The organism is Methanolobus sp. ZRKC5, from assembly GCF_038446525.1.
Classification (GTDB): Archaea; Halobacteriota; Methanosarcinia; order Methanosarcinales; family Methanosarcinaceae; genus Methanolobus.
The window spans coordinates 2,466,185-2,490,358 of the sequence record NZ_CP151792.1 but is presented as its reverse complement, the minus strand read 5'-3'; the positions used below and the strand labels follow the sequence as shown (position 1 = coordinate 2,490,358).

Sequence of the window (24,174 nt, the reverse complement as noted above, 5' to 3'; positions counted from 1 at the left end):
AGAATATATATTTGGGAGACTTAGCATTTGACTTTGATAATCCATAGCTTCCGGGCTTATGGGTAGGGCCATCAATGTAGATTGTGCCGAAATCATCACGAAGATGGGGTAGAAGATGATTCGATTAAAGAATATACTTCCTAAAGCATTCTTAATTGGTATTGTGGAAATGGTGGACATTGCAGGTGTCCAAAAGACATACCAATGGATGACTTCTATTGGTATCAAACTTGCTGATATCGAAGGACCGGGATTTGAAGGGGCCTGGGAAGATGATATAAACTATTTACCGATTTGTCCTTTTGGCAACGAATTAATTGATTTCAACAACATCTATGGTGAAACACCTTCCCAGTTCAATGCACTTATCAATTTTGTAAATAAGCTGAAAGAAGAATCTGATGAACCATGGAATTTTCCTGCTCTTTCAAGCGTGATTGGCATACTTCATAACAGCTACAGCAAACGTCGCGCTGAGCTTGCTGATACAAGGATATACAATGTAGGCAGTAAGTCAGTTATGAGCAATGTAAAAGTGTACAACGAAGAAGCCATTGAAAAGACCAGGATGACAAAAGAACAGGTAAGTGAACTGCTTGACCGTTCTTTTTGTATATATAGGATAGAATATCTTGAAAAGGAGTGAGCATCTTGAATTATTCCGAAGCTCTCAAGATATATGAAAACAGCATCCAGATTTTAAAAGAGAACCAACATGAAAATGGTGGATTTTATGCAAGTCCGCCAGGTACACGTTATCCGTTCATATACCCAAGAGACCATTCTGTGGATATTCTTGGGGCTGTAGCTGCCGGGATGCTGGATGAGGCAAAAAAAGCTCTTGAATTCGTTCTTAATGCACAGAAACCACTCGGGGAATTCTCCCAGAGGTATGACGTCGATGGTAATGATGCAAGTTATAAGGACCTTCAAATAGACGGTAATGGTCTTGTGCTCTTTGCCCTCGGTAAATATTTTGAAGCTACTGGTGCCTCCTTTTTTGATGAGATGGCAGACAGGGCTTTCGTAGAAAAACATTGGGAGAAGATTGAAAAAGCTGTTGGATTCATTCTCATGAACAAGAATGATGAGGTGGACCTGATCCATACTATCAACAGTATTCATGAATATCCTGCTTACGAACATGGTTTTGAGATATATGCTAATTGTGCTTGCTGTGCTGGAATATTATCTTCTGTGAAAATGGCTGAGGCTCTGGGTAAGGAAGTTTCTGAATGGAAGGCTGAGGCAGAAAAGATACGTGAATCCATCCTAACTCGTCTGTATAGTCCCCGAAGAAGGTCATTTATCAAATGTATCCGGGTCAAAGACCGTAACAGTAAACCCATAGGGTATGATGCTTTTGCATCAACTGTCATCGATGTGGATGCAGTAGAATATTCACCTGCCTATTTTGAGCTTCTGGATGATTCTGATATTAAGATAAAATCCACGGTAAAAAGAATACATGAAAGATTGTGGGACTCTGAGATAGGCGGGCTTAACAGGTATCCTGAATACTGGGGAAGAAACAATGGAGGTTATGGTCCCTGGTGCCATTTTACATGTCAACTGGCTAATCATTATGTTGAAACTGATAACATGGATATGGCAGAAATGTATCTGGGATGGGTGGTGGACATGGCCCACAATCACATGCTGCCTGAACATATTTCCACGATTGACAGGTTTGAACTCTGGTTAGAGGATTATACAAATGCCAACATACTGAGGGAAAGTAAAATGACCATGATCAAGAATGTACGCTCTCATCCAAAATGGAATGATGGTCTGGCTTATGTGACAATTCCTCTGATATGGCCACATGCGGAATATCTTCGTGCTTACAACAATTTTGTCAATAGATTTGGAGCTGGCAATTCTTCTAAATGAAAGTGTGAATTTGGGACTATGTCATTAATAGTCAAAAGGGGACTGGGGTTAAATGGATTTTTATCAGGAAAAAATAACAACGATACATGATTTTTCAAATGACGGTGACATGATAATAAATCATCTGCAGGAACTTGTAGTAAGCAGACGTTCAGCCTTAATAATTCCTATGTTATATTCGGAAATAGAAAATCCAAGTCTTGTGAATATCGTTTATGAACTGAACAAATGTAATTTCATTTCGGAAATTATCATTGCATTAGCTGCCAGCAACAAAGAAGAGTACGAGGAGGTGGTTCGTTTCTTTAAGAACCTGAACCTGATCCATTTAGTTGTATGGTGTAATGGTCCGTGTGTTTCAAAGGTCATTGAAGATATGAAAGAAAAAGGCCTGGATATTTCCCAGTTCAAAGGAAAAGGAAAAGATGTCTGGTTGGCTATGGGTATTGCGACTCTTGATGCATATGCTATTGTACTTCACGATGCGGATATACTTACATATTCCAAGAGTTTTCCTGCTAAATTGCTATATCCGATACTCAATCCGAAATTAAACTTCCTTTTCAACAAAGGATATTATGCACGCATCAATAAAGAAAACAGGATGATGTATGGGAGGGTATTCAGGCTTTTTGTCAGACCTTTTATCGAAGCATTACAAACAGATGTAGGCTATAAATCGGAAGTTCTTGATTATCTTCAGGCATTCAGGTACACTCTTGCAGGTGAATTTGCCCTCACATCCGATATAGCACTTCATTTAAGGTTTCCGGCATCTTGGGGGCTTGAAGTGGGTCTTCTTGCCGAGGTATATAGGAACAGTTCGTTGAAACGAACATGTCAAACTGATCTTGGTTTCTACGACCATAAGCACAAAGATACCGGGGAAAATATCAGCGAAGGCCTTTCAAAGATGGTCAATGATATTGTATTGACTTTACTCCGTATAGCCAATGAAACAACAAGCATACAGATATCGAAGCCCTTTATTCAGGGATTGTACGTTAAATACAGGCGCTCTGCACAGGATTTGATTCGCCAGCATTATGCCGATGCGATCTGTAATAATCTGATATATGATCGGCATATTGAGGAAAAGTTTGTTGAAGTTTTCTCCGATATCCTTCTGAAGACTGGTAATTCATATCTTGAAGTCGATAAGAGTGTCCAGATGCCTGACTGGAAACGGGCACTTTCAGCAGTACCTGACTTGAGAGAACAACTGAAGAATGCAGTTGTAAAAGACCTTGAACTTATATAAAGACTGAAGGGAAAGCTTATCTTTAAACAGGAGTTCTTTATTGTTTAAAGAATTGTAACTATTCAGCCTACCACAATTAGCCTATTGATACTGATTTAATCAAAACGGAGATGTTTGCTCACTAACAACCTAAGAATCAAAAAAGCAATCAATGGCAACAATCAAAATTAATGATCCTAATAAAATGTAGGTCTCAACTTTTTGTCAAGATTGCTATTGATAGTGTTTTTATCAGGCTGAATAGTTACAAAGAATTTTAATATAACATTTTCATTAAATCTTTCATAGAACATGAAGGTGCATGATAATATGGATAATGTCATTTTGGAAAAAGGGCGTAAGATAGCTTATTTTTCAATGGAGATTGGATTAAAGAAGGAGATTCCGACCTATAGCGGCGGTTTGGGTATACTGGCAGGCGATACAATAAGGGCAAGTGCTGATCTGGGACTTCCACTTATTGGTGTCACTCTCCTGAACAGAAGGGGATACTTTATGCAGAAACTGGATTCTGCAGGCAGGCAAACCGAACATCCCCAAGAGTGGTCTCCAGCTGATTTCATGAAGCTTTTGTCTGCTGAAGTGACTGTTCAAATTCATAATAGAGACGTGAAGGTAAAAGCATGGCTTTATGAACACCGAAGCCAGACCCGGGAAACAGTTCCTGTGCTTTTCCTGGATACGGATGTTGAAGGTAATTCTTCGGAAGACCGACAGATCACATATAGTCTTTACGGCGGGGATAGAAAATATCGGTTGAAGCAGGAAATGATATTGGGAATCGGTGGGGTCCGGATGCTGAAAGAGCTTGGTCATTCCATAACCAAATATCATATGAATGAAGGTCATTCCAGTCTTCTGGCCCTTGAATTACTACGTCAGAATGGCACTTCTCTCTCTACGGTCAAAGAACTGTGTGTTTTTACCACTCATACACCTATTGAAAGCGGACACGATGTATTCTCACATGATCTTGTTATGGAGTTGATTGGGAATAATTCGGATTTTGAGATCCTGAAGAAGTATGGTGGAGAGCACCAGTTGAATATGACTGTCCTTGGCCTGAACCTTTCCAACTATGTCAACGGTGTTGCAAAAAGACACAGGCAGATATCTGAAAAAATGTTCCCCGGATACAAGTTCAATTCGATTACAAATGGTGTTCATTCCTATACATGGGTTTGCTCTCATTTCAGAACGCTTTACGATAAATACCTTCCCGGATGGGCAAATGAGCCGGAGCTCCTTGTCAGGGTCCGCAGCATACCAGATGGCGAAATATGGGAAGCCCACGGTAATGCAAAAAAAGAGCTGATAGATCATGTTAACAGTGAATGCGGAACTGATATGGATTATGATACACTGACTATTGGTTTTGCCAGACGTATTACTGAGTACAAAAGGCCTACTTTTATCTTTTCAGACCTTAAAAGACTCAGAAAGGTGAATGAAGCCGGAAAGATACAGTTGATCTTTGCAGGAAAGGCTCATCCACGTGATATTCAGGGTAAACAGTTCATTGAAAGCATATTCAGGTATGCTGAAGAACTCAAAAGCGAAATAAAGATCGCCTATCTGGAAAATTATAATATGGATCTCTCCCTGAAAATAATATCAGGTGTGGATATCTGGCTGAACAATCCTAAAAAACCACTTGAAGCCTCCGGCACAAGTGGTATGAAGGCAGCTCATAACGGTGTCGTTAATTTCAGTGTGCTTGATGGCTGGTGGATAGAAGGGTGTGTGGAAGGCGTAACCGGATATGCCATCGGACCTAAACCCGAAGTGGACAAGTCCCCGGAACAAGTAGAAATGATGGAACTTGATGACCTTTACAATAAACTTGAATACATCATGATCCCAAAATATTATCAGAGAAAGGACGAGTGGATAAATCTCATGAATAACTCCATTGAGATGATAGCCTACTATTTCAACAGTCACAGGATGATGCACCGTTATGTTACTGAAGCCTACCTTTGAGAGAGGGTTCAGGCTTCTTTTTCGAATTTTTTAATTTATTCTGCATGCACCCGATTTTGTTGTTCTGCTTTTATTCTTACACCAGTCATTATTTTGAAATTGCAGATTCCAGTCCACTATGGTTAAATAGTTAGTCCAATATTTGAATCCATATACATTCTTACACATATTCTTATTTAATTCAGGTGAACTTTTTGATCGGAAAACTTGTCAACGATAGGGTAAAGGCCGGGAAACAGGCTATCAATGAGCTGTATAATACCGGGTATTACGGACGTCCAAAGGGCGATGTTCTTGAACTCACACTTGTTGAAGCAGCATATCTGCTTTACAAGAGCAAACTTGAGATTGCCATGGATGAAAAACCTCTTACATTTGAGGAGTTTTTCACAGAAGCCTCAAAAAGGCAGCAGTTCTTTGAGCTGAAGTACATCGTTTACAAAGACCTTCGTGAGAGAGGTTACTATGTCCAGCCCAGTGTTACTGATTTCAGGGTATATCCAAGGGGGGGCCACCCAGGCAAGACCCAGGCAAAGATGTTTGTCTACGTAAGATCCGAGCGTATCCCCATGCCTATTAAGGACCTTCTTTCCCAGTACACTGCAGCGGTGAATGTTCGCAAGCAAATGGTGCTTGCCATCGTTGATGAAGAAAGTGATCTCACTTATTATGAGGTCAAAAAAGCAGATATAAAGGGGAGCATGGAGACAATTTTACCACAGGATGAACCAATTCCTGCAACGATGCTGGAGGACCGTGTCCTTATATGGGATGAACAGGCCTCACATCTGCTCTATGAAGATGGTTTTTACGGCAAACCTCTTGATAATGAACGTCTTCAATTATCCCTTGTAGAATCTGCATACATGCTGGAGCAGGGTGTCATAAAGATAAAGGATGGCACAACGGGCAATATTCCTGACCTTGCCGAATTCTCAGAGACAGCATCCTCTATTGATCCTGATTTTGAACGCAAGTATAGCACATATGTTGACCTTCGAAGCAGAGGTTTTGTTCCAAAGACCGGTTTTAAGTTCGGTACTCATTTCAGGGTATACAATGAAGTTAAATCCCTGAGCAAGCTTCCTCATTCGGATCACCTGGTCCATGCAATTCCGCAGGACTATGAATTCTTCCTTCCTCTCATGTCCAGGGCAGTAAGACTTGCCAACAGTGTCAGGAAACAGATGCTATATGCTGTGGAATTTACAAGTGGTCTTGAGTATATCGATATCGGCAGGATAAAGATGTAAGTGTCAATGCAAATGTAAAAATTCTGCTCAAACTTATATAATATACCTGTCTTTGCTTTAGCAGATGTTTGACATAATAGCAGTGGACATTTCAGGACGTCATAAGACCGGTGACGAATATCTTATGGTATGTGCAGCTGTTGCTGCATCCGTTACCGCTGATCACGTAGAGAAAGTCAACCAGATAGCCATCAGATCCTTCAGGAGCAGATCTGCCCCTGACGTCCCGTATGTTGTGAAGATGATTGAAGCTACCGTTTCAGAACTCAGGTTCGGTGGTACCATCGTCACAGAAGCAGGTGATATGTACAATAAACCCCAATGGGTTATTGACAGTATGTTCTCTGCTGATTTCAAATATCAGGAATCCTTGAGCGAAAGAAGATGCATTGAGATCGCTCATCATGTATCACTTGGTTCAAGAAAACTCCTTCTTAAAGAGATGGGCATTCAATGACCATTCAGGAAATCAGGGTATCCCTATGAAAAGTGTTATTTTAGTAAAGCGGAATGACCCAAGGTCTGAAGATGGCAAGAACATACTTCAGTTGAATGAGCTCAGGGAACTGGCTGAAGCGGCAGGTTATGAAGTTCTGTGTGAACTAACCCAGACCAGGCATCCTGACAGGAAGTTTCATCTTGGGAGAGGAAAGGTGGATGAATTAGCTCAAATGGTCGTTCATCTGAAACCTGATAAGATCATATTCCATAATCCGTTAAGCACGATGCAGATATACAATATCTCCGAAATATGTCGCTGTGAAACCATAGACAAATTCCAGCTAATTCTGGAGATATTCGCAACCAGAGCAACTACTCACCGTTCCAAACTACAGGTCGAACTGGCAAGGCTCCAGTATGAGCTTCCAAGGGCCAGAGCTGTGATATCTATCCTTAAAAAAGATGAGAGGCCGGGCTTTATGGGTCTTGGAGGCTACGAGGATTCCTATGCACAGGATATAAAGAATCGGATGATACGTATCAGTAAAGAACTGGAAACGATACAGAAGGACAACGAATCCCTCCGGGCTCACAGGCACTCCCGGGGTTTTTCACTGGTGGCACTTGCCGGGTATACCAACGCAGGAAAAAGTACCCTTTTCAATGCTCTTGTAGGTGAGAATGTCGAGTCTAAGGATATGTTGTTCACCACACTACTTCCTACAACCCGCTGTTTGAATGTAGAGGGCCGTGATGTTTTGCTAACGGATACAGTAGGATTTATTGAAGATCTTCCTCACTGGATGGTGGATGCTTTCAGATCAACCCTTGATGAAATATTCCTTGCAGATGTTCTTCTTCTTGTTGTTGACTCTTCAGAAGATCCGGAAAATATACGCAAAAAATTGCTTGTATGTCATGAAACGATGTGGGACCAACTGCAGGACGTGTCTATTGTTACAGTTTTCAACAAAACTGATCTTGTAGATGAAAAAGAACTGAAGGAACGTATGTTGGATCTTGGTTATCTTGCTCCTAATCCCGTAGCTGTGTCTGCAAAAAGTGGTTTTGGGTTTGATGATTTAAAAGCGCAGATACGTAATCAACTTCCTGAATGGGAGCGGATCAGTCTCTCTTTCCCCATGTCCGAGGAAGGGATGTCCCTTGTAGCATGGATATTTGATGAGGGTCTTGTTCATAATATAGTGTACGATAAAGGTATTTCAATCGATTTTGAAGCGAGGGACAAGATTATAAATAAAGCCATTTCTTTAGTGGAAAAACTACCTTAAAATACATGATATTTGGTGCTGAACTATTTTATTAGCAGCGCTATATATATATGCTATAAGGTTGTTTGTATGTATGCGAACGGGTATATCTTCTCTAATGTACCACCAATCCTATCCAACCACCCAACCAATAAAATTCTATTACCCGTTCGCAACCAACTATTTTTAAATTATCTTTATAAACTCTGAAGACTAAGATACTTCTATGAAGTTCGATCTTCACGTTCATTCCTGTTATTCAAAAGATAGCAATGCCAGTCTTGATAATATTCTTGAATATGCATCCAAAAACGGGCTTGACGGTTTTGCCATATGTGATCATGATGTCATAGAAGGTGGCATGGAATGTTCCAGAAGGGCAAAGGAAATCGGTTCGGATATTATTGTCATACCAGGGGTGGAAGTAAGTTCATCCAAAGGTCATATTCTTGTACTTGGTATCCGTGAACCTATAGAGCCGGGACTAAGTCCTGAAGAAACCATCAAAAAAGCACGACAACAGGGAGCTGTTGTAGTTATTCCTCATCCTTTTAAAATGACATCCCACGGCATCGGCTATGTTGAAGGGCTGGATACTGATGCAGTGGAAGTGTTGAATTCCCGTTGTGTAACTGATGGTCCAAATAACAAAGCCAGAAAAGCTGCTCAGGAACTGGGATTTCCCATGGTCGGTGGAAGTGATTCTCACGAAGCAGAGATGGTTGGCAGGTCATATACAAATATAGACGCAGAGTCCGGAACAGTTGAAGCTGTGCTTGATGCCATACGCAAAGGCCATACCAGTCCCGGTGGTGGAAAAACTCCAACGTCCTTTGTTGTAAAACAGATGTTTGTCGGTCATTTGAATAAACTTGGAAGACGTCTTGGAATAAGATAATAAGATCAGATGAAGTTCTCTTAACTTAGATATCTGCGAGAATTCCAGGTATGTCTTCCGGTTTTTCCAATACTGTTATACCTTCAAGTTCTTTGATGATGTCCACATTTCTTGCATCGATATCCCTTACTTTCAGTTCAACAGGCCCGCCTTTTATAGCATTGAAATTGCAAAGTTCCTTGCAAATTCCACAACCACTACATTTAAGCAGGTCTATCTGGTCGCTTATAGCATTATTAGGACAGCTATCTCTTGGTGGGCATGGATCACATTTCTGGCATAGTTCCCTGGCAATGCCATATGGAAGTTCCGATACCACGACACCTGCAATGTCAACAGGCACGATATAGACCGGCACGCTTCCTTTCACAGCCTGCGCAACAGCGTTATTAACAAGTGAATCTGCAGTGCCGTGTGCTATCTTGGATACGGTGTTGGAGGTGGCCGGGGTCACGATAAGTGCATCATATTTATCGAGCAGGAAACGTCCTGTTTTTGGCCAGCTTTTTCCCTGCTGAGTCTCAAGTAAGATCTCTTCAAGATATTCACCACAGGATATTGTTTCCAGTTCGCTCTCAAGTCCGTACATCCTTACAACTTCTTCGGCAGCACTAGAAAGGAAAGTGTTCACTCTGATGTCGTTCTCACTTTTGAGTTGTTTGAATATCCCGAAACTGGATGTAAGGAAATGACCGGCTCCGGTAATTCCCCATGCTATCGTTTTTGTCATGGGGAGAAAATAGTCTTTTTCGTATTATACTCTTTTCATTGGGACAGTTCAGAGATATCCATAAAGCAATTTCATTGCTTCTTTTTCATTATCTCCGCCGCATTTGTCTACTATGTCCCCATATGCTTTGATAAGTTTGAGGTATCTATCCTCGGATGTAAGCTGATATCTGGTTGCATGTATGCATGCTTCAATTACTCCGAAAAGACCACGGTTAGGGGCTCTTATTAGTGGCTTATTCATACGGGTTCCTACAGGCACAAGTTCTGTTACAAGTGCTTCTGATGTAAGTTTAGTGTTCGTACAATCAAAAGCGATCCAGCACTGGGCTTTTTTAAGAGCAGCAAAATTCCTGCCACCTATATTCACGCTTTCAAAATCAGAATCATCAAGGTCAGTAAATGTTGAATTGACGAAGACCAAAGGGTCCAAAGTAATATTTACGACGAGAGTTTTCTCTGAAAGCACATTGTTGTAGGTATTAGAACCTTTGAACATACGTACGAATAATTTGTCTTTTTTCCGGATGATGCCCATGGGGGCGGCGTTTGGTGTCCATCCTCTGCTCGTTGTAACAATGGTTTCTGATATGCCGTCATAAATACCATAATTGTCATATTTTATCTTATTAAGCATTAGAACCTGACTCCTGCAAGCAATGAGATAAACAGACCTGCAATTACAATGTCTGCCGTGGACCCTGGATTTATTTTTCTTTCCAGAAGCTCTTCATCCAGTTTTTTTATCAATGGTAGTATAGTATTAAAGTCTTCATTCGTTTTATATATTTCTCCAAATATTAATTTTGCCTGCCCTGACACATAAGTAGCAGTTTCATCATCGTACTTAGTACTGATGAAGGTGTCTTCATTCTCAGCAAGTGTTTTCAGAAAAGCATAGACGGTTACGTCATTGATGTCAGTTTTAACCTTTGGATTAAGGTTACCGTTCATACCATCAATTATTATTTCAGCACAATTAGCACATCTTTTAAAACCAGTGACCCACTCGTTTGCTATCAGGTCGTATCCCCTGGCAATATCCATTAGTTTGTAGAGACTCATGTCCTTTTCGTTTAGCTCATCAATAGCTTCCTGATTCTGAAGATCGAACTCATCTGCAGGATTTACCTTTACGGCTGCCGCTTCAAAACAGCTATAAAAGTTAACAGAATCTGATGTGTCCGTATTCTTTACGATTCTGTATGCGCATTCCACCAACTGTTGGATGGTAAAAGGTTCATCCTCCTGAAGTATCTCTCCGGCAGCCATTGCAAGGGGCATTAGCAGTATAAATGCTCCAAAATGAGTATTTCCGCCTCTTTGCCATCTTGCACTCTCGGTAACAGCATTCCTGATAAACCTGCCAATACCCTTTGTCTCTGATGAAACTTCCTCTATGACTGGATAAATACCGGTGGCTGATGCCAGGAAATGCTCGTAGCGTGTATCCTCATAGTCATTATGCCTGTCAATATTCCCCGGTTTTGGGGAGGCGGAAACTTCCAGGCACATTGCAAGCTGGGCGCAGCGAGCAATGTAGGATGGGAGAGGATAGTTCCCTCTGTCTATTGCATAAAGTGAGTCTTTCATGTCTGCTTAATTCTTTGAGCCATTGATGGGCTTTTTAGCATTTTCAATTATGTAATCTGCTAGCTCTTTTTTCAGGCGCATATATTCTGCATCTGAAAGTCCTAATGTTTCCAGTACCCCATCTCTGAGATAACAGGGTTTTGATAACTTACAGCACCATGCAAGGCTTCCAAAACAAGTGCTATCTCCATATTCTAACATAGTACCTTTAGCAAATTCCATTTTAGTGTCTGCAAATTCCTGCGCAGAGTAACCAAGTTTTGCGATGCTATTATGTATGGGACATTGTTTAACAGGCATACAACAAAATGCCAGTCCTCTCAGGTCTCCTTCTCCTCTGCAAATATGCTTTGGTGCATTGTACCAACCCATATCTTTCTGCTGGATCGATATTCTGTTGACAAGGTTACTTACAAGCCCTGGTTGCTCAAGAACTCCCCGTGCAACGGAAACCATCTCTGCTCCTCTTGTGAACATATTTTTTGCAGCATCTATGTTAGTTACGGAGTTGTTACATATAAGGAATATTCTTGTGGAATCGCGTACGTTCTTTATAAGTTTGAGGTCAGCTCCGGCACCTTCCTGCATTGCATCAAGATGAAGTATATCAGCTCCTGCAGCTTCTATTTGCTTTACCAGCTCAATGTCATCAACTACATTTGCACGTACCTTGACAGAAAGTACAACACCGGTTTCCTTGATTTTGCCAATCCATTCACAAAGTTTTGTAAGGTCACTGAGAAGTGCCTGTCCAATACCGATATCTGTTATCTCCTTTTGCCTGCAATGAGCATCCAGTTCCAAAATGGCACCTGCTTCCTTTACAATTTTGGCAGCTTCAATCAGAGGTTCTATCGTTGCACTTCTTACATTGACGCCTACAATAGGTCCTTCAGCTACTGCTTTGATCTCATTTTCAATGAGCTTTAAAGGCTCGTCCGATACAAAATCGTCTCTGCCTCTTGCAAGCATTTCAGATGCTGCCTTCTGTGTTGCAGCGTCAAGGTTGTATCCTCCAATTATTACAAGACCTGCATCCTTTGCTTTTTCATTTGCAAAACTACTGTTGGTTATTCCTCCCATGGGAGCAAGTGCAATTGGGTTTCTGAAAGAGAAATTACCGACCTTAATATCAAAAATATTATCTGACAAGTTTTTACCTCTGGAAAATATGAATTAGTATTATGTCGCTGAATAACGGACGGTTATTTTATTAATATAACGCTGTAATTTTGATTAGGACCAAAAAAGTAGTATGAAGAAATTTTGAGTGGAATATAAATGAAAAAATCAATGCTCAAAGATTGCCCCTTAATCTCTCTGCATGCAGGATACTCCTTATTGCAAATTGCAGTGCTGCACGTCTCATGGTGCATTTTTCATCAATGCAGATCATGTGGACATTTGCAAAGGCATCTATCATTGTCTGGTTGAGTTTCTTCAGAACCCTTTCTTCTTCCCAGTAGTCTTGATTGAGGTTCTGTATCCATTCGAAGTAACTTACCACTACACCACCTGCATTTGCCAGTATGTCAGGTATGACCAATACTCCTTGATCGATCAACATCTTGCTGGCCTCAAGTGTTGTAGGTGCATTTGCCAGTTCCATGATTATCTTTGCCTTGATGTCCCTGACATTTTTCCCATCGATCTGCTTTGAAAGAGCAGCAGGTATAAGGATATCACAGTCTGATGTCAACAATTCCTCGTTGCTTATGTTTTTACTATTTGGGAAATCGAGCACGGTTCCTGTCTGGTATTTATGCTCTATTACTTTAGGAATATCAAGGCCATCTTTGTTGGCTATTCCGCCGTTGGAATCACTAATAGCACATATCCTGTATCCTCTTTCATAAAGGATCTCAGCGGCATTCCTCCCTACGTTTCCAAATCCCTGGATCGCAACACCAAGGGTGGCTTTGTCCAGATCTGTTGTTTTCAGGGCTTCCTCAAGTACATAAACCCCGCCGAGGGCTGTAGAAATATTTCTTACTTCACTGCCCCCCAGTTCAATTGGTTTGCCTGTAACTATCGAAGGGACATGCTTTCCTTTGATCCTTTCGAATTCGTCAAGTATCCAGACCATGACCTTTTCATCAGTGTACGCGTCGGGTGCAGGTATGTCCTTGAATGGTCCGATTATGTCCGATATTTCACGAATATAAGCTCTTGTTATCCTTTCCATTTCGTCCCTGCTGATTTCCTTCGTATTGACAACAATTCCACCTTTTGCTCCTCCAAAAGGTATGTTTACCAGGGCACATTTTATTGCCATCAAGAATGCAAGGTTCTTGAGGTTTTCAAGGTTAAGTTCGGGGTGATATCTGATACCTCCTTTTGTCGGTCCCCGTGCATCGTTATACTGAACTCTGTGTCCAACGAACATTTTTGTATCTCCTGAATCCATGTGGACTGGGAAATGAACCGTAAAGGAACGTTTTGGCATGTCGAGCAGGTCAATTTCTTCAGGTGAAAGGATTAGATTATCATACACATTTTCCAGTTCCATCATGCACAGGTTGCATGTATTCATGCTGTCAAAATGAATCCTTTCGATATTATTAGGTATCAATATCATTTCCCCCATTTTATGATTAACTGCTTAACGTTTTTATGCTAATGTACTAAAAGATATCGTAGGAATGATCGTATTATCGGGATAATTCTTGTGCAAAGTATTTTTAGAAAATTAGTGGATGTCTGAATTTTCAAATATGTACACAATTGATTATTGAGTAACTCAAAACCTAAATAGTATCAGTACAAACATTTAAAATAACCATAGATTAGAACTAATGGTAAAACCAAAATGTGGAGGTAAATTCATGAACTGTATTGTTTGTGGTATTGAAAGTGAAACCAAATATTGTAATGAGTGCGGGAAGGTTATGGACGAATTGATAAGAACAGTTGGGGAAAAGCGCTGGAGTGCCATTGATGATTGTTCATTCATCTATCCGATGGTTCTCAGGGTTGCAAAGGGCGAGTTCACCATTCACGATATAATCCAGGCACTGGAAGTTGAAGACTAAGCAACTTCCTCTCTTTTAAAAAAATAAAATAAAAGTAAGTATTGAACTTACTTTTTTATCCGTCAAGTATCTCTTCTGCGATGTCCCTGTAGGCATCCATTACATAAGAGATTCCGGTTACTTTTGCTGCATCTTCCGTAAGTGTCATAAGATCCTTACGTGAGAGTGTGGAAAGGTTGAACCTTCTGGAACCAGCCATAAGCTGCTGCAGGCCTACTCTTGTCTTTTCAGCATATGAGTATATACCGATAGCACCCAGTGGTATATTTTCTACGTCTGCTCCAAAGCGTTCTTGCAGTTCTTCGTAGTGTACAAAGATCTCTTCTTTCCTGTGTCCGAATTCGGAAACAGTCTTTGGAAGGTCATCTTCAGAAAGCCATTTACCAATGTTCTTACCTACCATTCCTGGGATCATAAGGCCACGGCCCATGCACACTGCCTTAAAGTATGGAGCACCCATTGCCAGAGCCTTGTAGATACCATCTTCACTTGAGAATCCACCAGCCATTGCAAGGTCTGGTACTCTCTTGCCCTTTGCAGTAAGTTTATCTGCGAATTCCTGGACAAGTGACTGCAGGTATATTGTTGGTGTTCCCCATTCTTCCATCATTGGCCATGGGCTCATACCGGTTCCACCAGGGGCACCGTCATAGGTGAGCAGGTCTATCTTAGCATCGGAGCTGTATTTGATAGCCATTGCAGTTTCTGCCATGGAGTAAGCACCGGTCTTCAATGTAATACGCTTGAATCCAAGGTCTCTGAGTCTGTCACATTCTGCGTGGAAGCCTTCTTCTGTGACGAAACCAAGTCTGGAATGTCTCTCAAATTCTCTGATAGCGCCAACCTTGAATGCTTCCTGGACAGATGCAAGTTCAGGGTCTGGTGTTACGATGTAACCTCTTTTCTTAAGTTCGATAGCACGGTCAAGGTCTTTTACTTTGATCTCTCCACCGATACATTTTGCACCCTGTCCCCATTTGAGTTCAATGGTGTCCATTTCATGCTTGCTGGAAAGGTATTCTGCAACACCCAACTTTGTGTCCTCTACGTTCATCTGAACGAGCATTTCACCGTAGCCATCATGGTATTTTTTGTAGAGTTCTATTCTACGGTCCATTTCAGGAGATTCTGTTACAAGACCGTCATTGCCTCTTTTAAGTCCTGGATCTATACCACAAACATTTTCGCCACAAACGATGGTTACGCCTGATATAGCTGCTCCAATTGCGAAGTGTTCCCAGTTCTTCCTTGCAATCTCGGTTGAGCCTAATGCTCCGGTGAAGATCGGTACCTTCATTTTTACTTTTTTATCCCATCCGTATTCTGTCTCAGTACTGACATTTGGGAATCTTGCAGTTTCCGGACCAGGGACCATATCGTCTGGCATTCCTATTGCACCGACTGCGTATCCCTGTATGTTTATGTGGGAGTAGTCAACAGGATAGTTCTTGTCTGCGCCTGCTGTAATCTCACCGAAAGGTCCAGGGTACAGAACTTCACGTCCTCTGAATGTTGATTTGAAAATTTCGCAATTTCCACGACATCCGTCCACACAACGTGTACAGATTCCTGACATCGGTACTACACTCTTAGACCTGTTAAAGGTCCGAGTGGCATCATTTGCATTTGGTTGCCTAAGGTTAGCCATGCTTTATTACTTCCTCTATTTTTGTTACTACTTTTTAAGGTCGGTCTTCCTACCTCCGACCTTTTCCTAACCGTCTGGATAGTACTAGTAGGCTAACGGTTGGTGCATGCTATTATTAATAAGTATCTATTATCTATGGTTTTTTTGCTTGGATAACCAACAACAGCCAGCCTGTTTCCGACTAGCAGTATTTAATAGTATTTGAAATTTTTAACAGTTTGGATGGATTTCTGAGTATATACTTTATCGTATCAAATTGAAACAATTGTAGTATCATAAAATCGGATAGATTATCTTAAAAAGAGAGATGTTATCAAGCCTGACTTGGGAGGGAACTGGCTATTAAATATTCATTTAAATTCTAATTTAGGTCCAATTTTCCGATGGTCTTTGGAATAACTTTTATACTAGGTCTGGGATTTATGGATTATGATTCAGGACATTGTTATTCCATTCCTGCTTGTTGGCCTCGCTGAATTGGGTGATAAAACCCAGCTTGCAGTGCTTGTCCTGTCTACAAAGACCACAAAATATGTTTCGCTACTTGCTGGTGTAATGCTTGCCTTCATATTGACGGATGGTCTTGCTATCCTTTTAGGGAATTTCATAGCAAACAGGATTCCCATGGACTATGTGCAGATAGGTGCAGGCATACTGTTCATAATATTTGGCCTAACAACGCTGCTGAACAGGAAAGATGATGATGACGATGGCTCTTATGAACTGAAAAGTCCATTTATGTCTGGATTTGCTCTAATCCTTGTTTCTGAGATGGGGGATAAGACGCAACTTGCATCTGCTCTCTTTGCCACACAGTACGATCCTGTACTTGTGTTCATAGGGGTGGTACTTGCTTTACTCATCTTGTCCTCTATGGCTGTATATGTTGGAAGGATATTAATGGAAAGGATTGACAAGAAAACCATTTCCACAGCTGCAGGTGTCCTGTTCATTGTGATTGGTGTCTCATTCTTCCTTTGAAGTACGACCATTATTAATATCTTGTAACTATTCAGCCTGATAAAAACGCTATCAATAACAATCTTGACAAAAAGTTGAAACGTAAATTTCATTAGGATCATTTATTTTGATTGTTGCTATTGATTGCTTTTTTGATTGTTAGATTGTTAGTGAGCAGACATCTCTATTTCGATGAAATCAGTACCAATAGGCAAATCGTGCCAGGCTGAATAGTTACAATATCTTTTTTGCAGTTAAAACAAAAATTAATAAAGCAGGAGTTTCTAATTAAATCAGGGAGGTTTTATCATAGTACATATACTAAGATGCAGAGACCTTGGTTTTAATGACGATTTCATTGTGGTAGACAACGATCCAAAAAAAGCTAAGGACAAAATGATAGAGCACGTAAAGGATAAGCATAAAGAAGAGTTCGAAGAACTATCTGATTTTCATCAGGAAGAGATAATTTCAAAAGTTGATTTCCTGCTGAACCGTGGCTGCGGCTGTGGTGTACTTAAACTTTAATTTAATTACACCTTACTTTTGTTTTTGGAGAGGTTCGCCTTTTCTCATTCTGGTAAAGATAAAAATTGTTGCCAGTAGGAGGGGCAATCCTATTCCTAACAATAACATACTGTATCCATGCTCTGCCGCATCGAAACCATTAGTTTTGAATAACTCGGTTTCGGTTTCAGTAACTGCTCCTGAGAAGATGAACAACAATAGTATTGTTACCAAAGTGATACCTGCTATAAGGTATCTGTTATATTTCATACCAACCATTTAGTTGTTTCATTGTATAGCTAATAAATGTTGTGACTTATGTCTAATAATTTTAAGCAGAGGCTTTATTTTTAAAAATAACGTAACTATTCAGCCTGGCACGATTTGCCTATTGGTACTGATTTCATCGAAATAGAGATGTCTGCTCACTAACAATCTAACAATCAAAAAAGCAATCAATAGCAACAATCAAAATAAATGATCCGAATGAAATTTACGTTTCAACTTTTTGTCAAGATTGTTATTGATAGCGTTTTTATCAGGCTGAATAGTTACAAAATAACTATGAAATTACAATCCTTTATGAAATTAAAAATGCGTAACAATATTGTCTTGTTTATCATAAGGTATATATGACATGGTATCCAGTCTCTGGGTGAGAGAGGAAGGACGGCCGCCGGGTCATTTGACCTGAGGAAAGTCTCCCCACCTTCTAAACACACGAATACTTGTAAAGGGTATCAGGCGAGAGCCTGGGCAGTTGCTTGGCAACTCATGCAGTTTCTGCATGCTGGCACAGAAACGATACCGTACCATGTTAATGCTGTGATGCTGAAAAGCTGAGGTCGCATGGTTTGCGGATGGAACGGCGAATCCTCGTGGGTGCAAGTCAGGAGTAGGGGGCAATGGTTGTTTAGACCATTCCCGAAGTTTGTGGACGCGTAGCCGAATGCCGTCAATGCAGCTCTTAGGAGCGTATAATCCTGCCATGCGGGATGAATATATTGCATTAACAGAAGGGAGCTTACTCTCCTCACTCACTAAATATTTATATTTTCACGTATTTTTTGTATATTATTTTTCCAACAGTTATAGGGAATCTTTTCACGCATTGATTAAAATATTGTTTATATGTGTAATCCCCTTTCGCAGTCAGCAGATAGTTCTTATACAAAATAGGGTCGCTTTTCAGGCAAAGCATGAAGAAATCTAAATGATTATATGCATTCTTTGCAAATTTGAATGCAAATCTCAGGTCATTGTTGAATTCCTTATCACATCTTTTTTCATATTCTTTTAAAAAGTCGGCTGAACAATCGTTGCTTCTTATTGCTTCAGTGGCGACTTCTCCTGCTATTATTCCACTGGCAATTGCGTAATAAATACCTTCTCCCAGAAAAGGATCAACAAAACCAGCAGCATCACCCACTAACATAACACGGTTACTATATGTGACTCTATTTACTCCACCGGCAGGTATTAAATGTGCTTTTTTTGAAACTATGTGTTCATCCAGTTTGGTACTTTTCCCATCAGATAACAAATGTAAGAAAGTGGATAATGAACTCATTGGGTCATTTACTCTATTTCTCATACCCCCAATTCCAACTGACAGTATGTTTCCTTTTGGGAACATCCAACCATAACCCCAGTTTTCAATAAAATAGAAATCAATAAGTTGCGGGTCGAAAACATATTCTTTTATTGCGGTATCATCAAGTTCGATCTCTAACTCAACACAAATGCCGGAGTTGCCTTTGCCCCAATTCTTTCTCATGTTTTTACTTTTGGCAACAATTCCGTTAACTCCGTCTGCACCAATCAGTATTTTTGAAAGATATTTGTTTTTTAAAGTTGAAACTTCCACACCTTCGCTTGTCTGGTTGATGTTTACAACCTTTTCATTTTCTATGATTTTTGCCCCATTTGATTCTGCATTTTTGATTAGGAATTCATCAAATGAATTCCTGAATGTCAATATTGAGACAACATCATCAAATTTATGGACCAATGGTTCTAGATCTGGTGTAAAGGTTCTGGCTCCATATAAATTAAAAAATGGTTCAAGTTCATCATATTTCCCTATAAGGTCAAATGCTTTTTTAGAAACCGCTCCACCACATGCTTTGTAGCGTGGTATTTTTTCTTTTTCCAGAAGCAATACACTCATACCACTTTCGGCACATGTTTTTGCAGCCATGGCTCCGCTTGAGCCTCCACCAATAACAATTAATCATATATCAATAAATCAACGTCCTGTTTTTTGATCAGAGCTTACATTGATTTCTGCAATTGTGTTAGCTCTGAGATTTCACTCAGAAAACATCTCTAACGTTTTAATCACTTCATCATACTCAACTTTTGTATTGAAACACCCATCATTGAGCATGGGAATACCATATGTTATCAGGTTCTTCCCTTTAAGTCCCATCATAACCTTGTTTAGCTCATAATCACAGGCTATCAGCAAAGCTGCATCGTAGTTCTTCTCCTTCAGAACATGTTTTACAAATGATGAGCCTGTTACGATATAGAGGTCATATCCGTATTTTTTTGCATCGTCCTTAAGTTCGCTAAATACGCATTTACCACAGGAAACACATTGTATCCCTGTTCTTGTGGATATTGCAGGACAATCCATGGAACGCATACAGTGAGGTGCTATTATCATGCGCTTTTGAGTCTTACTGAACTCATTCTTGTTTGAAATGTTCTTAAGGGATACCATCCATTTGTCAAGTATTCGTGGGTCTGAGAATTTATAAAAGAAATATTTCAAGGGCATATAAAAGAAGTCAAGTATTCCGGCAAAGAAACCTGCAAGCCATACATGCCTGTTAAGGCTAATGCGGCTTACGGCCAAGGCAATGAGTGCCAGCAGAACGGACAATACAACGATTATAGTAACCAATATTCCTATTGTTCTATACATCGCATTCCTCCATTTTCCTGATCACTTCTTCAACGTCTACTTTAGTGTTATAACATCCATCCTGCAATAATGAAACTCCCTGTACTATCATAAAAGGTGATGCTCCCTGCATGGATTCTGACAGTTCCGGATAACATGCTACTCCTATGCAGCTTTCAGGCCGTCTGGCTTTTATTATTTTTTTAACAAAGCTACCACCAGGTATTACATAAACCTTAAAGTTTCTCTCCTTAGCAGCTTTACATATGGTTCCTATGTCACAAAGGCCACACATTTTGCATTCGTATCCTATCAAAGGGTCACAGCGGGCTTTACAATTCGGATGGCGCAGACATTGTGGCAGGAATATAACCCTGTTATTGTTGATTTTCCTGAATCCTTCCAGCATAACAGCGTTACGGACTTCTACTAATATCTCGTCGACCAGAGTGTCCTTGATACCAAATATCCTGCATATCCATTTTGCAGGGCCGTAGAACAGGTAAAGAATGAACAGGACAAAATTGGGAAACAGTATTCTATGTTTCTTAAAACTGTAAGCTCCAAGTAATAATGCTATTCCCAGCACTACCATTGCAGCTATTGCGAGTATAATAAAGACCTTACCAAGTAATTCATAAGGGATTTGCATGTGAAAGTAAATAGTAGTAATAAGTATATTCAATTTGTCCTGTAAATAAAAAAAAGAAGAGTGAAGTAAATCACTCGTCTGGTGTGTCGCTAAGGTCGATTCCCATTGCTTCTGCAGTCAGAACAATGACATCCTCAACCTCAAGTTCCTTTGCACCGATTGCATCTCTTCCATCACTGAGATTTCTTTTACAGAATGGGCAGGCGCTTGAAAGGAGGTCAGCCTTTGTTGCAAGTGCATCTTCAACACGTGTTGATGCAACACCGAGTGCAAGATCTGGAATACCTGCCTTGACACCACCGCCAGCTCCACAGCAACGCTGGTTCTCTTCGACTCTGTCCATTTCGACAAATTCGATTCCTGGGATTGCTTCGAGCACAGCTCTTGGTGGTTCATATACTCCAACGTGACGTCCAAGGTGGCATGGGTCGTGGTATGTAACCTTCTTGTCAATGGATTTCTCCCATTTGATATCGCCCTTCTCGATGAGATCCTGCAGGAACTCTGTGATGTGAACTACCTTGAATGGAAGTTCCTGTCCTGTGAGTCTTGGCCAGTCAATGAGTGATGATCTGTAACATCCTGCACATGCGTACAGTACTGTTTTTGCACCTCTTGCAGCGATATTGTCTATGTTTGTCTGTGCATTTTTCTTTGCAATATCATCGACATAGTACTGCCCTGTTCTGATAAGTGCAGAACCACAGCATATCTCATCTTCACCGAGCATTGTGAACTTGATGCCTAACTTATTGAGTACACGTGCTGTTGCAAGTGCAAGCTTTCTCTGTCTAAGCTCTGCAGTACATCCTCCATAGTAGAGCACTTCTGCTTTTTCTTCGATCTTGACGTCTTCAGGGAACCAGTTTGTCCTGTCCTTGTTGTCTGCCATGTAGGGATTCTTGTACTGTCCAATGAGTTTGAGGAAAGCACCCTGCTTGCCGAATGGACCGTTTCCACGTTTCACGAGGTTTGCGCGCATGGATTCCCAGAGTTCGACGGTGTTGATTCCCGATTCACAGACTGTTGCACACATACCACAGGTTGTACAGCCGTATACATCGTCTTTGAATTCTTCTATTTCTTCTTCGGGGATCTCCTTTGGGCCAAAGAGTTTTGCACGAAGTCCATAGGACTTATTCATGTACTCTCTCCACCTGAGGATCTTGTCCCTTGGTGCAAGTCCGGGCTTTTGTCCGGATGCATCGTATGTTGGACACCATTCCACACATTCGCCACAACGACTGCATGAGTCCAGTTCCATGAGCTGGACTGCTGTAAAATTCTCTGTATTAATTGAAGGTTCACGTTTTGCCATTTTTATTCTCCTCCCTTGTTTGCAAGGAGTGCGAGTGGTATTGCGATCATGTGTATGTACTTGCTGAATGGGATGTATGCTATACAGAACAGCAGTGAAATGATTACGTGGAACAGTGATGCTGGCGGTGCCCATTCAACAGGCATAGCGAATCCCCAGAATCTTCCGGTTCTGATTCCGTCTGCAATGAATCCTGATACTGTGATAACGGTGAGTCCGATAAGAAGTACTGAGTCATATGCAATTGTGGCTTCTCTCATCTTTGCAACGAAGAGTCTCCTGTATATTGCGATTATAATTCCTACAAGTAGTATGTAACTGAATATGTCGTTTGGTACTGCAAGTATTTCTCTGAATATCTCAGGGTCTAAAAACTCGGGAAGTCCGTGAATTCCCATCTTTGCAGTTACCATGTGTATCATTTCTACAAGGAACATTGCAAGGGACATTACGAAAAGAACCATCCAGCCAACGAAAATAGTGAAGTGCATGAACCATCTGAGAGGACTTCTTCTCAGTATCCTTCTCTGGAATACTATGTCAAGGACAAAGGTTTCCAGAACAGATTGGTTGTGGGCATGGGCATGCTCGCTCATCTGGTACATGAGCATCTTAGGGAAGGCAAGGATGCTTTTTGAAGGCGCCTGTCCATAGCCGGTGGAACCCATTCCCCACTTCTTTATGTTTATATACATTCCTATAATGAAAATACCAATGGACAGGTTTGCCATTATCATAACCTGCACAAATGTAAGTCTTAAGGCGTCACTTACGCCTGCAAAATACTCCATAGCCATTTAGTTTTCTCCTGATATCGATATAAGTATAATTATTACAAGAAAAATTATTTTTTGTTTTTTACTTATAAGTAACCGGTTTGGTTTGCATGATTGTGGTGTCGATATTATTTAAAGATTTTCATTCAAGAAATCTATATCAGTAGCCCTTTTGTTGTTCTTAATTAACAAAATGCAAAGTGTTTCAGTCTAATTAACCTTATATGCCGTAACATGCTTAAGTAACGCAAATCACAAAAGGATGTAATGGTTGTAGCTTTTAAATGGACCTTAGAATAGTACTTGTTGAACCCCTGTATCAGGGAAATGTTGGCTCTGTTACAAGGGCAATGAAAAATTTCGGTTTTTCTGACCTTGTGCTTGTAAATCCCTGTAAACTTGAAGGGGAAGCAAGGGCTATGTCTTCACATGCAAGGGACTTGCTGGAAAATGCAAGAATAGTTTCAACTCTTGAAGAGGCTATTGATGACTGTAGTATTATCATAGGTACTACGGGTATTTCCGGTTCCAGGTTTGATCTGCACCTGAGAGTTCCGGGATACTCTCCTGCCCAGATGAAAGAACGTTTGAATGGTTTAAGTGGCAGGGTGGCAATACTTTTTGGAAGGGAAGATAATGGCTTTGCAAAAGAGGAACTAAAGAAATGTGATATGATCATGACGATTCCCACATCAGATATTTATCCAGTCATGAACCTGTCACACGCTGTAGCTGTTGTTCTTTATGAGTTAAGTGAAATTACAAACGGTGATACTCCACTGGCAGACCCATTTGATATTCAATTACTGTATGAACATCTTACCGAACTTCTTAATGATATTGACTATCCGGAGCATAAGAGGGAAAAGACCGAGCTGATGCTCAGGAGAATATTTGGAAGAGCCTGCCTGCTTCCAAGGGAAGTACAGACACTTCGTGGTATCATTCGCAAGATGCAGAGGCAGTACATCGGTGAAAGCGACTCTGATGATGATGACATTTGAGATATGTTTCGAAATGTTCATATCATTTGAAGGCTATGTTGGAT

General features: G+C 40.6%; 24 protein-coding genes and 1 other RNA gene. 13 read left to right on the top strand and 12 right to left on the bottom strand.

Translation table 11 applies throughout. The features are described from left to right. Nucleotides 1-115: 115 nt before the first annotated feature. The 8 genes from WN948_RS12295 (at nt 116) to WN948_RS12260 (ending at nt 9,000) form a co-directional block, all read left to right on the top strand. Complete coding sequence (locus WN948_RS12295; protein WP_342304488.1) at nt 116-646, top strand: hypothetical protein; 531 nt, start codon at nt 116-118, stop codon at nt 644-646. 5 nt (nt 647-651) lie between these two features. Further along, on the top strand, nt 652-1,893 hold the full coding sequence (locus WN948_RS12290; RefSeq protein WP_342304487.1) for a glucoamylase: 1,242 nt from the start codon (nt 652-654) through the stop codon (nt 1,891-1,893). Between the two features lie 52 nt (nt 1,894-1,945). Next, nucleotides 1,946-3,154 (top strand): glucosyl-3-phosphoglycerate synthase, encoded by a 1,209-nt coding sequence (locus WN948_RS12285; protein WP_342304486.1) that lies wholly within the window; start codon nt 1,946-1,948, stop codon nt 3,152-3,154. 309 nt (nt 3,155-3,463) lie between these two features. Further along, nucleotides 3,464-5,137: an alpha-glucan family phosphorylase gene (gene glgP / locus WN948_RS12280; protein ID WP_342304485.1), complete on the top strand. Its 1,674-nt coding sequence runs from the start codon at nt 3,464-3,466 to the stop codon at nt 5,135-5,137. Nucleotides 5,138-5,331: 194 nt separating this feature from the next. Further along, the gene (gene endA, locus WN948_RS12275; protein ID WP_342304484.1) at nt 5,332-6,390 is read left to right on the top strand and encodes a tRNA-intron lyase; all 1,059 of its coding nucleotides are present in this window, start codon (nt 5,332-5,334) and stop codon (nt 6,388-6,390) included. Nucleotides 6,391-6,454: 64 nt separating this feature from the next. Next, on the top strand, nt 6,455-6,847 hold the full coding sequence (locus WN948_RS12270) for a DUF2209 domain-containing protein (RefSeq protein ID WP_342304483.1): 393 nt from the start codon (nt 6,455-6,457) through the stop codon (nt 6,845-6,847). 25 nt (nt 6,848-6,872) lie between these two features. Continuing rightward, nucleotides 6,873-8,123 carry a GTPase HflX gene (hflX, locus tag WN948_RS12265; RefSeq protein ID WP_342304482.1) on the top strand — a complete coding sequence of 417 codons (1,251 nt, stop codon included), beginning with the start codon at nt 6,873-6,875 and terminating at the stop codon, nt 8,121-8,123. 205 nt (nt 8,124-8,328) lie between these two features. Further along, entirely contained in the window at nt 8,329-9,000 is a 672-nt protein-coding gene (locus WN948_RS12260; RefSeq protein WP_342304481.1) for a PHP domain-containing protein, read from the top strand. Nucleotides 9,001-9,025: 25 nt separating this feature from the next. Here the strand turns inward: WN948_RS12260 and WN948_RS12255 are convergent, their stop codons facing one another. The 5 genes from WN948_RS12255 to WN948_RS12235 form a co-directional block, all read right to left on the bottom strand. After that, nucleotides 9,026-9,730: a dihydromethanopterin reductase (acceptor) gene (locus tag WN948_RS12255; protein WP_342304480.1), complete on the bottom strand. Its 705-nt coding sequence runs from the start codon at nt 9,728-9,730 to the stop codon at nt 9,026-9,028. Between the two features lie 48 nt (nt 9,731-9,778). Continuing rightward, entirely contained in the window at nt 9,779-10,366 is a 588-nt protein-coding gene (locus tag WN948_RS12250) for a DUF447 domain-containing protein (protein ID WP_342304479.1), read from the bottom strand. Continuing rightward, entirely contained in the window at nt 10,366-11,322 is a 957-nt protein-coding gene (locus tag WN948_RS12245) for a triphosphoribosyl-dephospho-CoA synthase (protein ID WP_342304478.1), read from the bottom strand. Before WN948_RS12245 ends, WN948_RS12250 begins: the two co-directional genes overlap by 1 nt. A 6-nt stretch (nt 11,323-11,328) precedes the next feature. Further along, nucleotides 11,329-12,474: a methanogenesis marker 9 domain-containing protein gene (locus WN948_RS12240; RefSeq protein ID WP_342304477.1), complete on the bottom strand. Its 1,146-nt coding sequence runs from the start codon at nt 12,472-12,474 to the stop codon at nt 11,329-11,331. A gap of 145 nt (nt 12,475-12,619) precedes the next feature. Continuing rightward, nucleotides 12,620-13,894, bottom strand: coding sequence for a Glu/Leu/Phe/Val dehydrogenase (locus WN948_RS12235; RefSeq protein ID WP_342304476.1), 1,275 nt, complete (start codon nt 13,892-13,894; stop codon nt 12,620-12,622). Between the two features lie 253 nt (nt 13,895-14,147). Between WN948_RS12235 and WN948_RS12230 the strand changes: the two genes are divergently transcribed. After that, on the top strand, nt 14,148-14,354 hold the full coding sequence (locus tag WN948_RS12230; RefSeq protein ID WP_342304475.1) for a hypothetical protein: 207 nt from the start codon (nt 14,148-14,150) through the stop codon (nt 14,352-14,354). Between the two features lie 55 nt (nt 14,355-14,409). On the opposite strand, the gene WN948_RS12225 is transcribed toward WN948_RS12230, so the two are convergent. Then, nucleotides 14,410-16,002 (bottom strand): FMN-binding glutamate synthase family protein, encoded by a 1,593-nt coding sequence (locus WN948_RS12225; protein WP_342304474.1) that lies wholly within the window; start codon nt 16,000-16,002, stop codon nt 14,410-14,412. 429 nt (nt 16,003-16,431) lie between these two features. Here WN948_RS12225 and WN948_RS12220 point away from each other — a divergent pair, with 429 nt between their 5' ends. Together WN948_RS12220 and WN948_RS12215 are read left to right on the top strand one after the other, a co-directional pair. Beyond that, nucleotides 16,432-16,983, top strand: coding sequence for a TMEM165/GDT1 family protein (locus tag WN948_RS12220; RefSeq protein ID WP_342304472.1), 552 nt, complete (start codon nt 16,432-16,434; stop codon nt 16,981-16,983). 339 nt (nt 16,984-17,322) lie between these two features. Further along, nucleotides 17,323-17,490: a hypothetical protein gene (locus tag WN948_RS12215; protein WP_342304471.1), complete on the top strand. Its 168-nt coding sequence runs from the start codon at nt 17,323-17,325 to the stop codon at nt 17,488-17,490. 12 nt (nt 17,491-17,502) lie between these two features. On the opposite strand, the gene WN948_RS12210 is transcribed toward WN948_RS12215, so the two are convergent. Continuing rightward, a complete protein-coding gene (locus tag WN948_RS12210; RefSeq protein ID WP_342304470.1) occupies nt 17,503-17,703 on the bottom strand; it encodes a hypothetical protein in 201 nt (66 codons plus the stop codon). A 423-nt stretch (nt 17,704-18,126) separates the two neighbouring features. On the opposite strand from WN948_RS12210, the gene rnpB reads away from it, so the two are divergent. Next, nucleotides 18,127-18,508, top strand: an RNA gene (gene rnpB, locus WN948_RS12205) — RNase P RNA component. 9 nt (nt 18,509-18,517) lie between these two features. Here rnpB and WN948_RS12200 read toward each other — a convergent pair. The 5 genes from WN948_RS12200 to WN948_RS12180 form a co-directional block, all read right to left on the bottom strand. Then, entirely contained in the window at nt 18,518-19,693 is a 1,176-nt protein-coding gene (locus WN948_RS12200) for an NAD(P)/FAD-dependent oxidoreductase (protein WP_342306471.1), read from the bottom strand. A gap of 87 nt (nt 19,694-19,780) precedes the next feature. Then, nucleotides 19,781-20,401, bottom strand: a complete 621-nt coding sequence (locus WN948_RS12195; RefSeq protein ID WP_342304469.1) for a DUF116 domain-containing protein — start codon at nt 20,399-20,401, stop codon at nt 19,781-19,783. Continuing rightward, nucleotides 20,394-21,032 carry a DUF116 domain-containing protein gene (locus WN948_RS12190; RefSeq protein ID WP_342306470.1) on the bottom strand — a complete coding sequence of 213 codons (639 nt, stop codon included), beginning with the start codon at nt 21,030-21,032 and terminating at the stop codon, nt 20,394-20,396. The genes WN948_RS12195 and WN948_RS12190 overlap by 8 nt, the downstream gene beginning before the upstream one ends. A 70-nt stretch (nt 21,033-21,102) precedes the next feature. After that, on the bottom strand, nt 21,103-22,350 hold the full coding sequence (locus tag WN948_RS12185; protein ID WP_342304468.1) for a (Fe-S)-binding protein: 1,248 nt from the start codon (nt 22,348-22,350) through the stop codon (nt 21,103-21,105). Between the two features lie 2 nt (nt 22,351-22,352). After that, the gene (locus WN948_RS12180; RefSeq protein WP_342306469.1) at nt 22,353-23,141 is read right to left on the bottom strand and encodes a disulfide reductase; all 789 of its coding nucleotides are present in this window, start codon (nt 23,139-23,141) and stop codon (nt 22,353-22,355) included. A 269-nt stretch (nt 23,142-23,410) separates the two neighbouring features. On the opposite strand from WN948_RS12180, the gene WN948_RS12175 reads away from it, so the two are divergent. Further along, nucleotides 23,411-24,130, top strand: coding sequence for an RNA methyltransferase (locus tag WN948_RS12175; protein WP_342304467.1), 720 nt, complete (start codon nt 23,411-23,413; stop codon nt 24,128-24,130). Nucleotides 24,131-24,174: the final 44 nt, after the last annotated feature.

What these genes read in the sequence shown, in the direction of transcription:
- WN948_RS12295 (WP_342304488.1), top strand. Translation starts at nt 116, where the DNA reads ATGATTCGATTAAAGAATATACTTCCTAAAGCATTCTTAATTGGTATT.
- WN948_RS12285 (WP_342304486.1), top strand. Translation starts at nt 1,946, where the DNA reads ATGGATTTTTATCAGGAAAAAATAACAACGATACATGATTTTTCAAAT.
- glgP (WP_342304485.1), top strand. Translation starts at nt 3,464, where the DNA reads ATGGATAATGTCATTTTGGAAAAAGGGCGTAAGATAGCTTATTTTTCA.
- WN948_RS12270 (WP_342304483.1), top strand. Translation starts at nt 6,455, where the DNA reads ATGTTTGACATAATAGCAGTGGACATTTCAGGACGTCATAAGACCGGT.
- hflX (WP_342304482.1), top strand. Translation starts at nt 6,873, where the DNA reads ATGAAAAGTGTTATTTTAGTAAAGCGGAATGACCCAAGGTCTGAAGAT.
- WN948_RS12260 (WP_342304481.1), top strand. Translation starts at nt 8,329, where the DNA reads ATGAAGTTCGATCTTCACGTTCATTCCTGTTATTCAAAAGATAGCAAT.
- WN948_RS12255 (WP_342304480.1), bottom strand. Translation starts at nt 9,730, where the DNA reads ATGACAAAAACGATAGCATGGGGAATTACCGGAGCCGGTCATTTCCTT.
- WN948_RS12250 (WP_342304479.1), bottom strand. Translation starts at nt 10,366, where the DNA reads ATGCTTAATAAGATAAAATATGACAATTATGGTATTTATGACGGCATA.
- WN948_RS12245 (WP_342304478.1), bottom strand. Translation starts at nt 11,322, where the DNA reads ATGAAAGACTCACTTTATGCAATAGACAGAGGGAACTATCCTCTCCCA.
- WN948_RS12230 (WP_342304475.1), top strand. Translation starts at nt 14,148, where the DNA reads ATGAACTGTATTGTTTGTGGTATTGAAAGTGAAACCAAATATTGTAAT.
- WN948_RS12225 (WP_342304474.1), bottom strand. Translation starts at nt 16,002, where the DNA reads ATGGCTAACCTTAGGCAACCAAATGCAAATGATGCCACTCGGACCTTT.
- WN948_RS12220 (WP_342304472.1), top strand. Translation starts at nt 16,432, where the DNA reads ATGATTCAGGACATTGTTATTCCATTCCTGCTTGTTGGCCTCGCTGAA.
- WN948_RS12195 (WP_342304469.1), bottom strand. Translation starts at nt 20,401, where the DNA reads ATGTATAGAACAATAGGAATATTGGTTACTATAATCGTTGTATTGTCC.
- WN948_RS12190 (WP_342306470.1), bottom strand. Translation starts at nt 21,032, where the DNA reads ATGCAAATCCCTTATGAATTACTTGGTAAGGTCTTTATTATACTCGCA.
- WN948_RS12185 (WP_342304468.1), bottom strand. Translation starts at nt 22,350, where the DNA reads ATGGCAAAACGTGAACCTTCAATTAATACAGAGAATTTTACAGCAGTC.
- WN948_RS12180 (WP_342306469.1), bottom strand. Translation starts at nt 23,141, where the DNA reads ATGGAGTATTTTGCAGGCGTAAGTGACGCCTTAAGACTTACATTTGTG.
- WN948_RS12175 (WP_342304467.1), top strand. Translation starts at nt 23,411, where the DNA reads ATGGACCTTAGAATAGTACTTGTTGAACCCCTGTATCAGGGAAATGTT.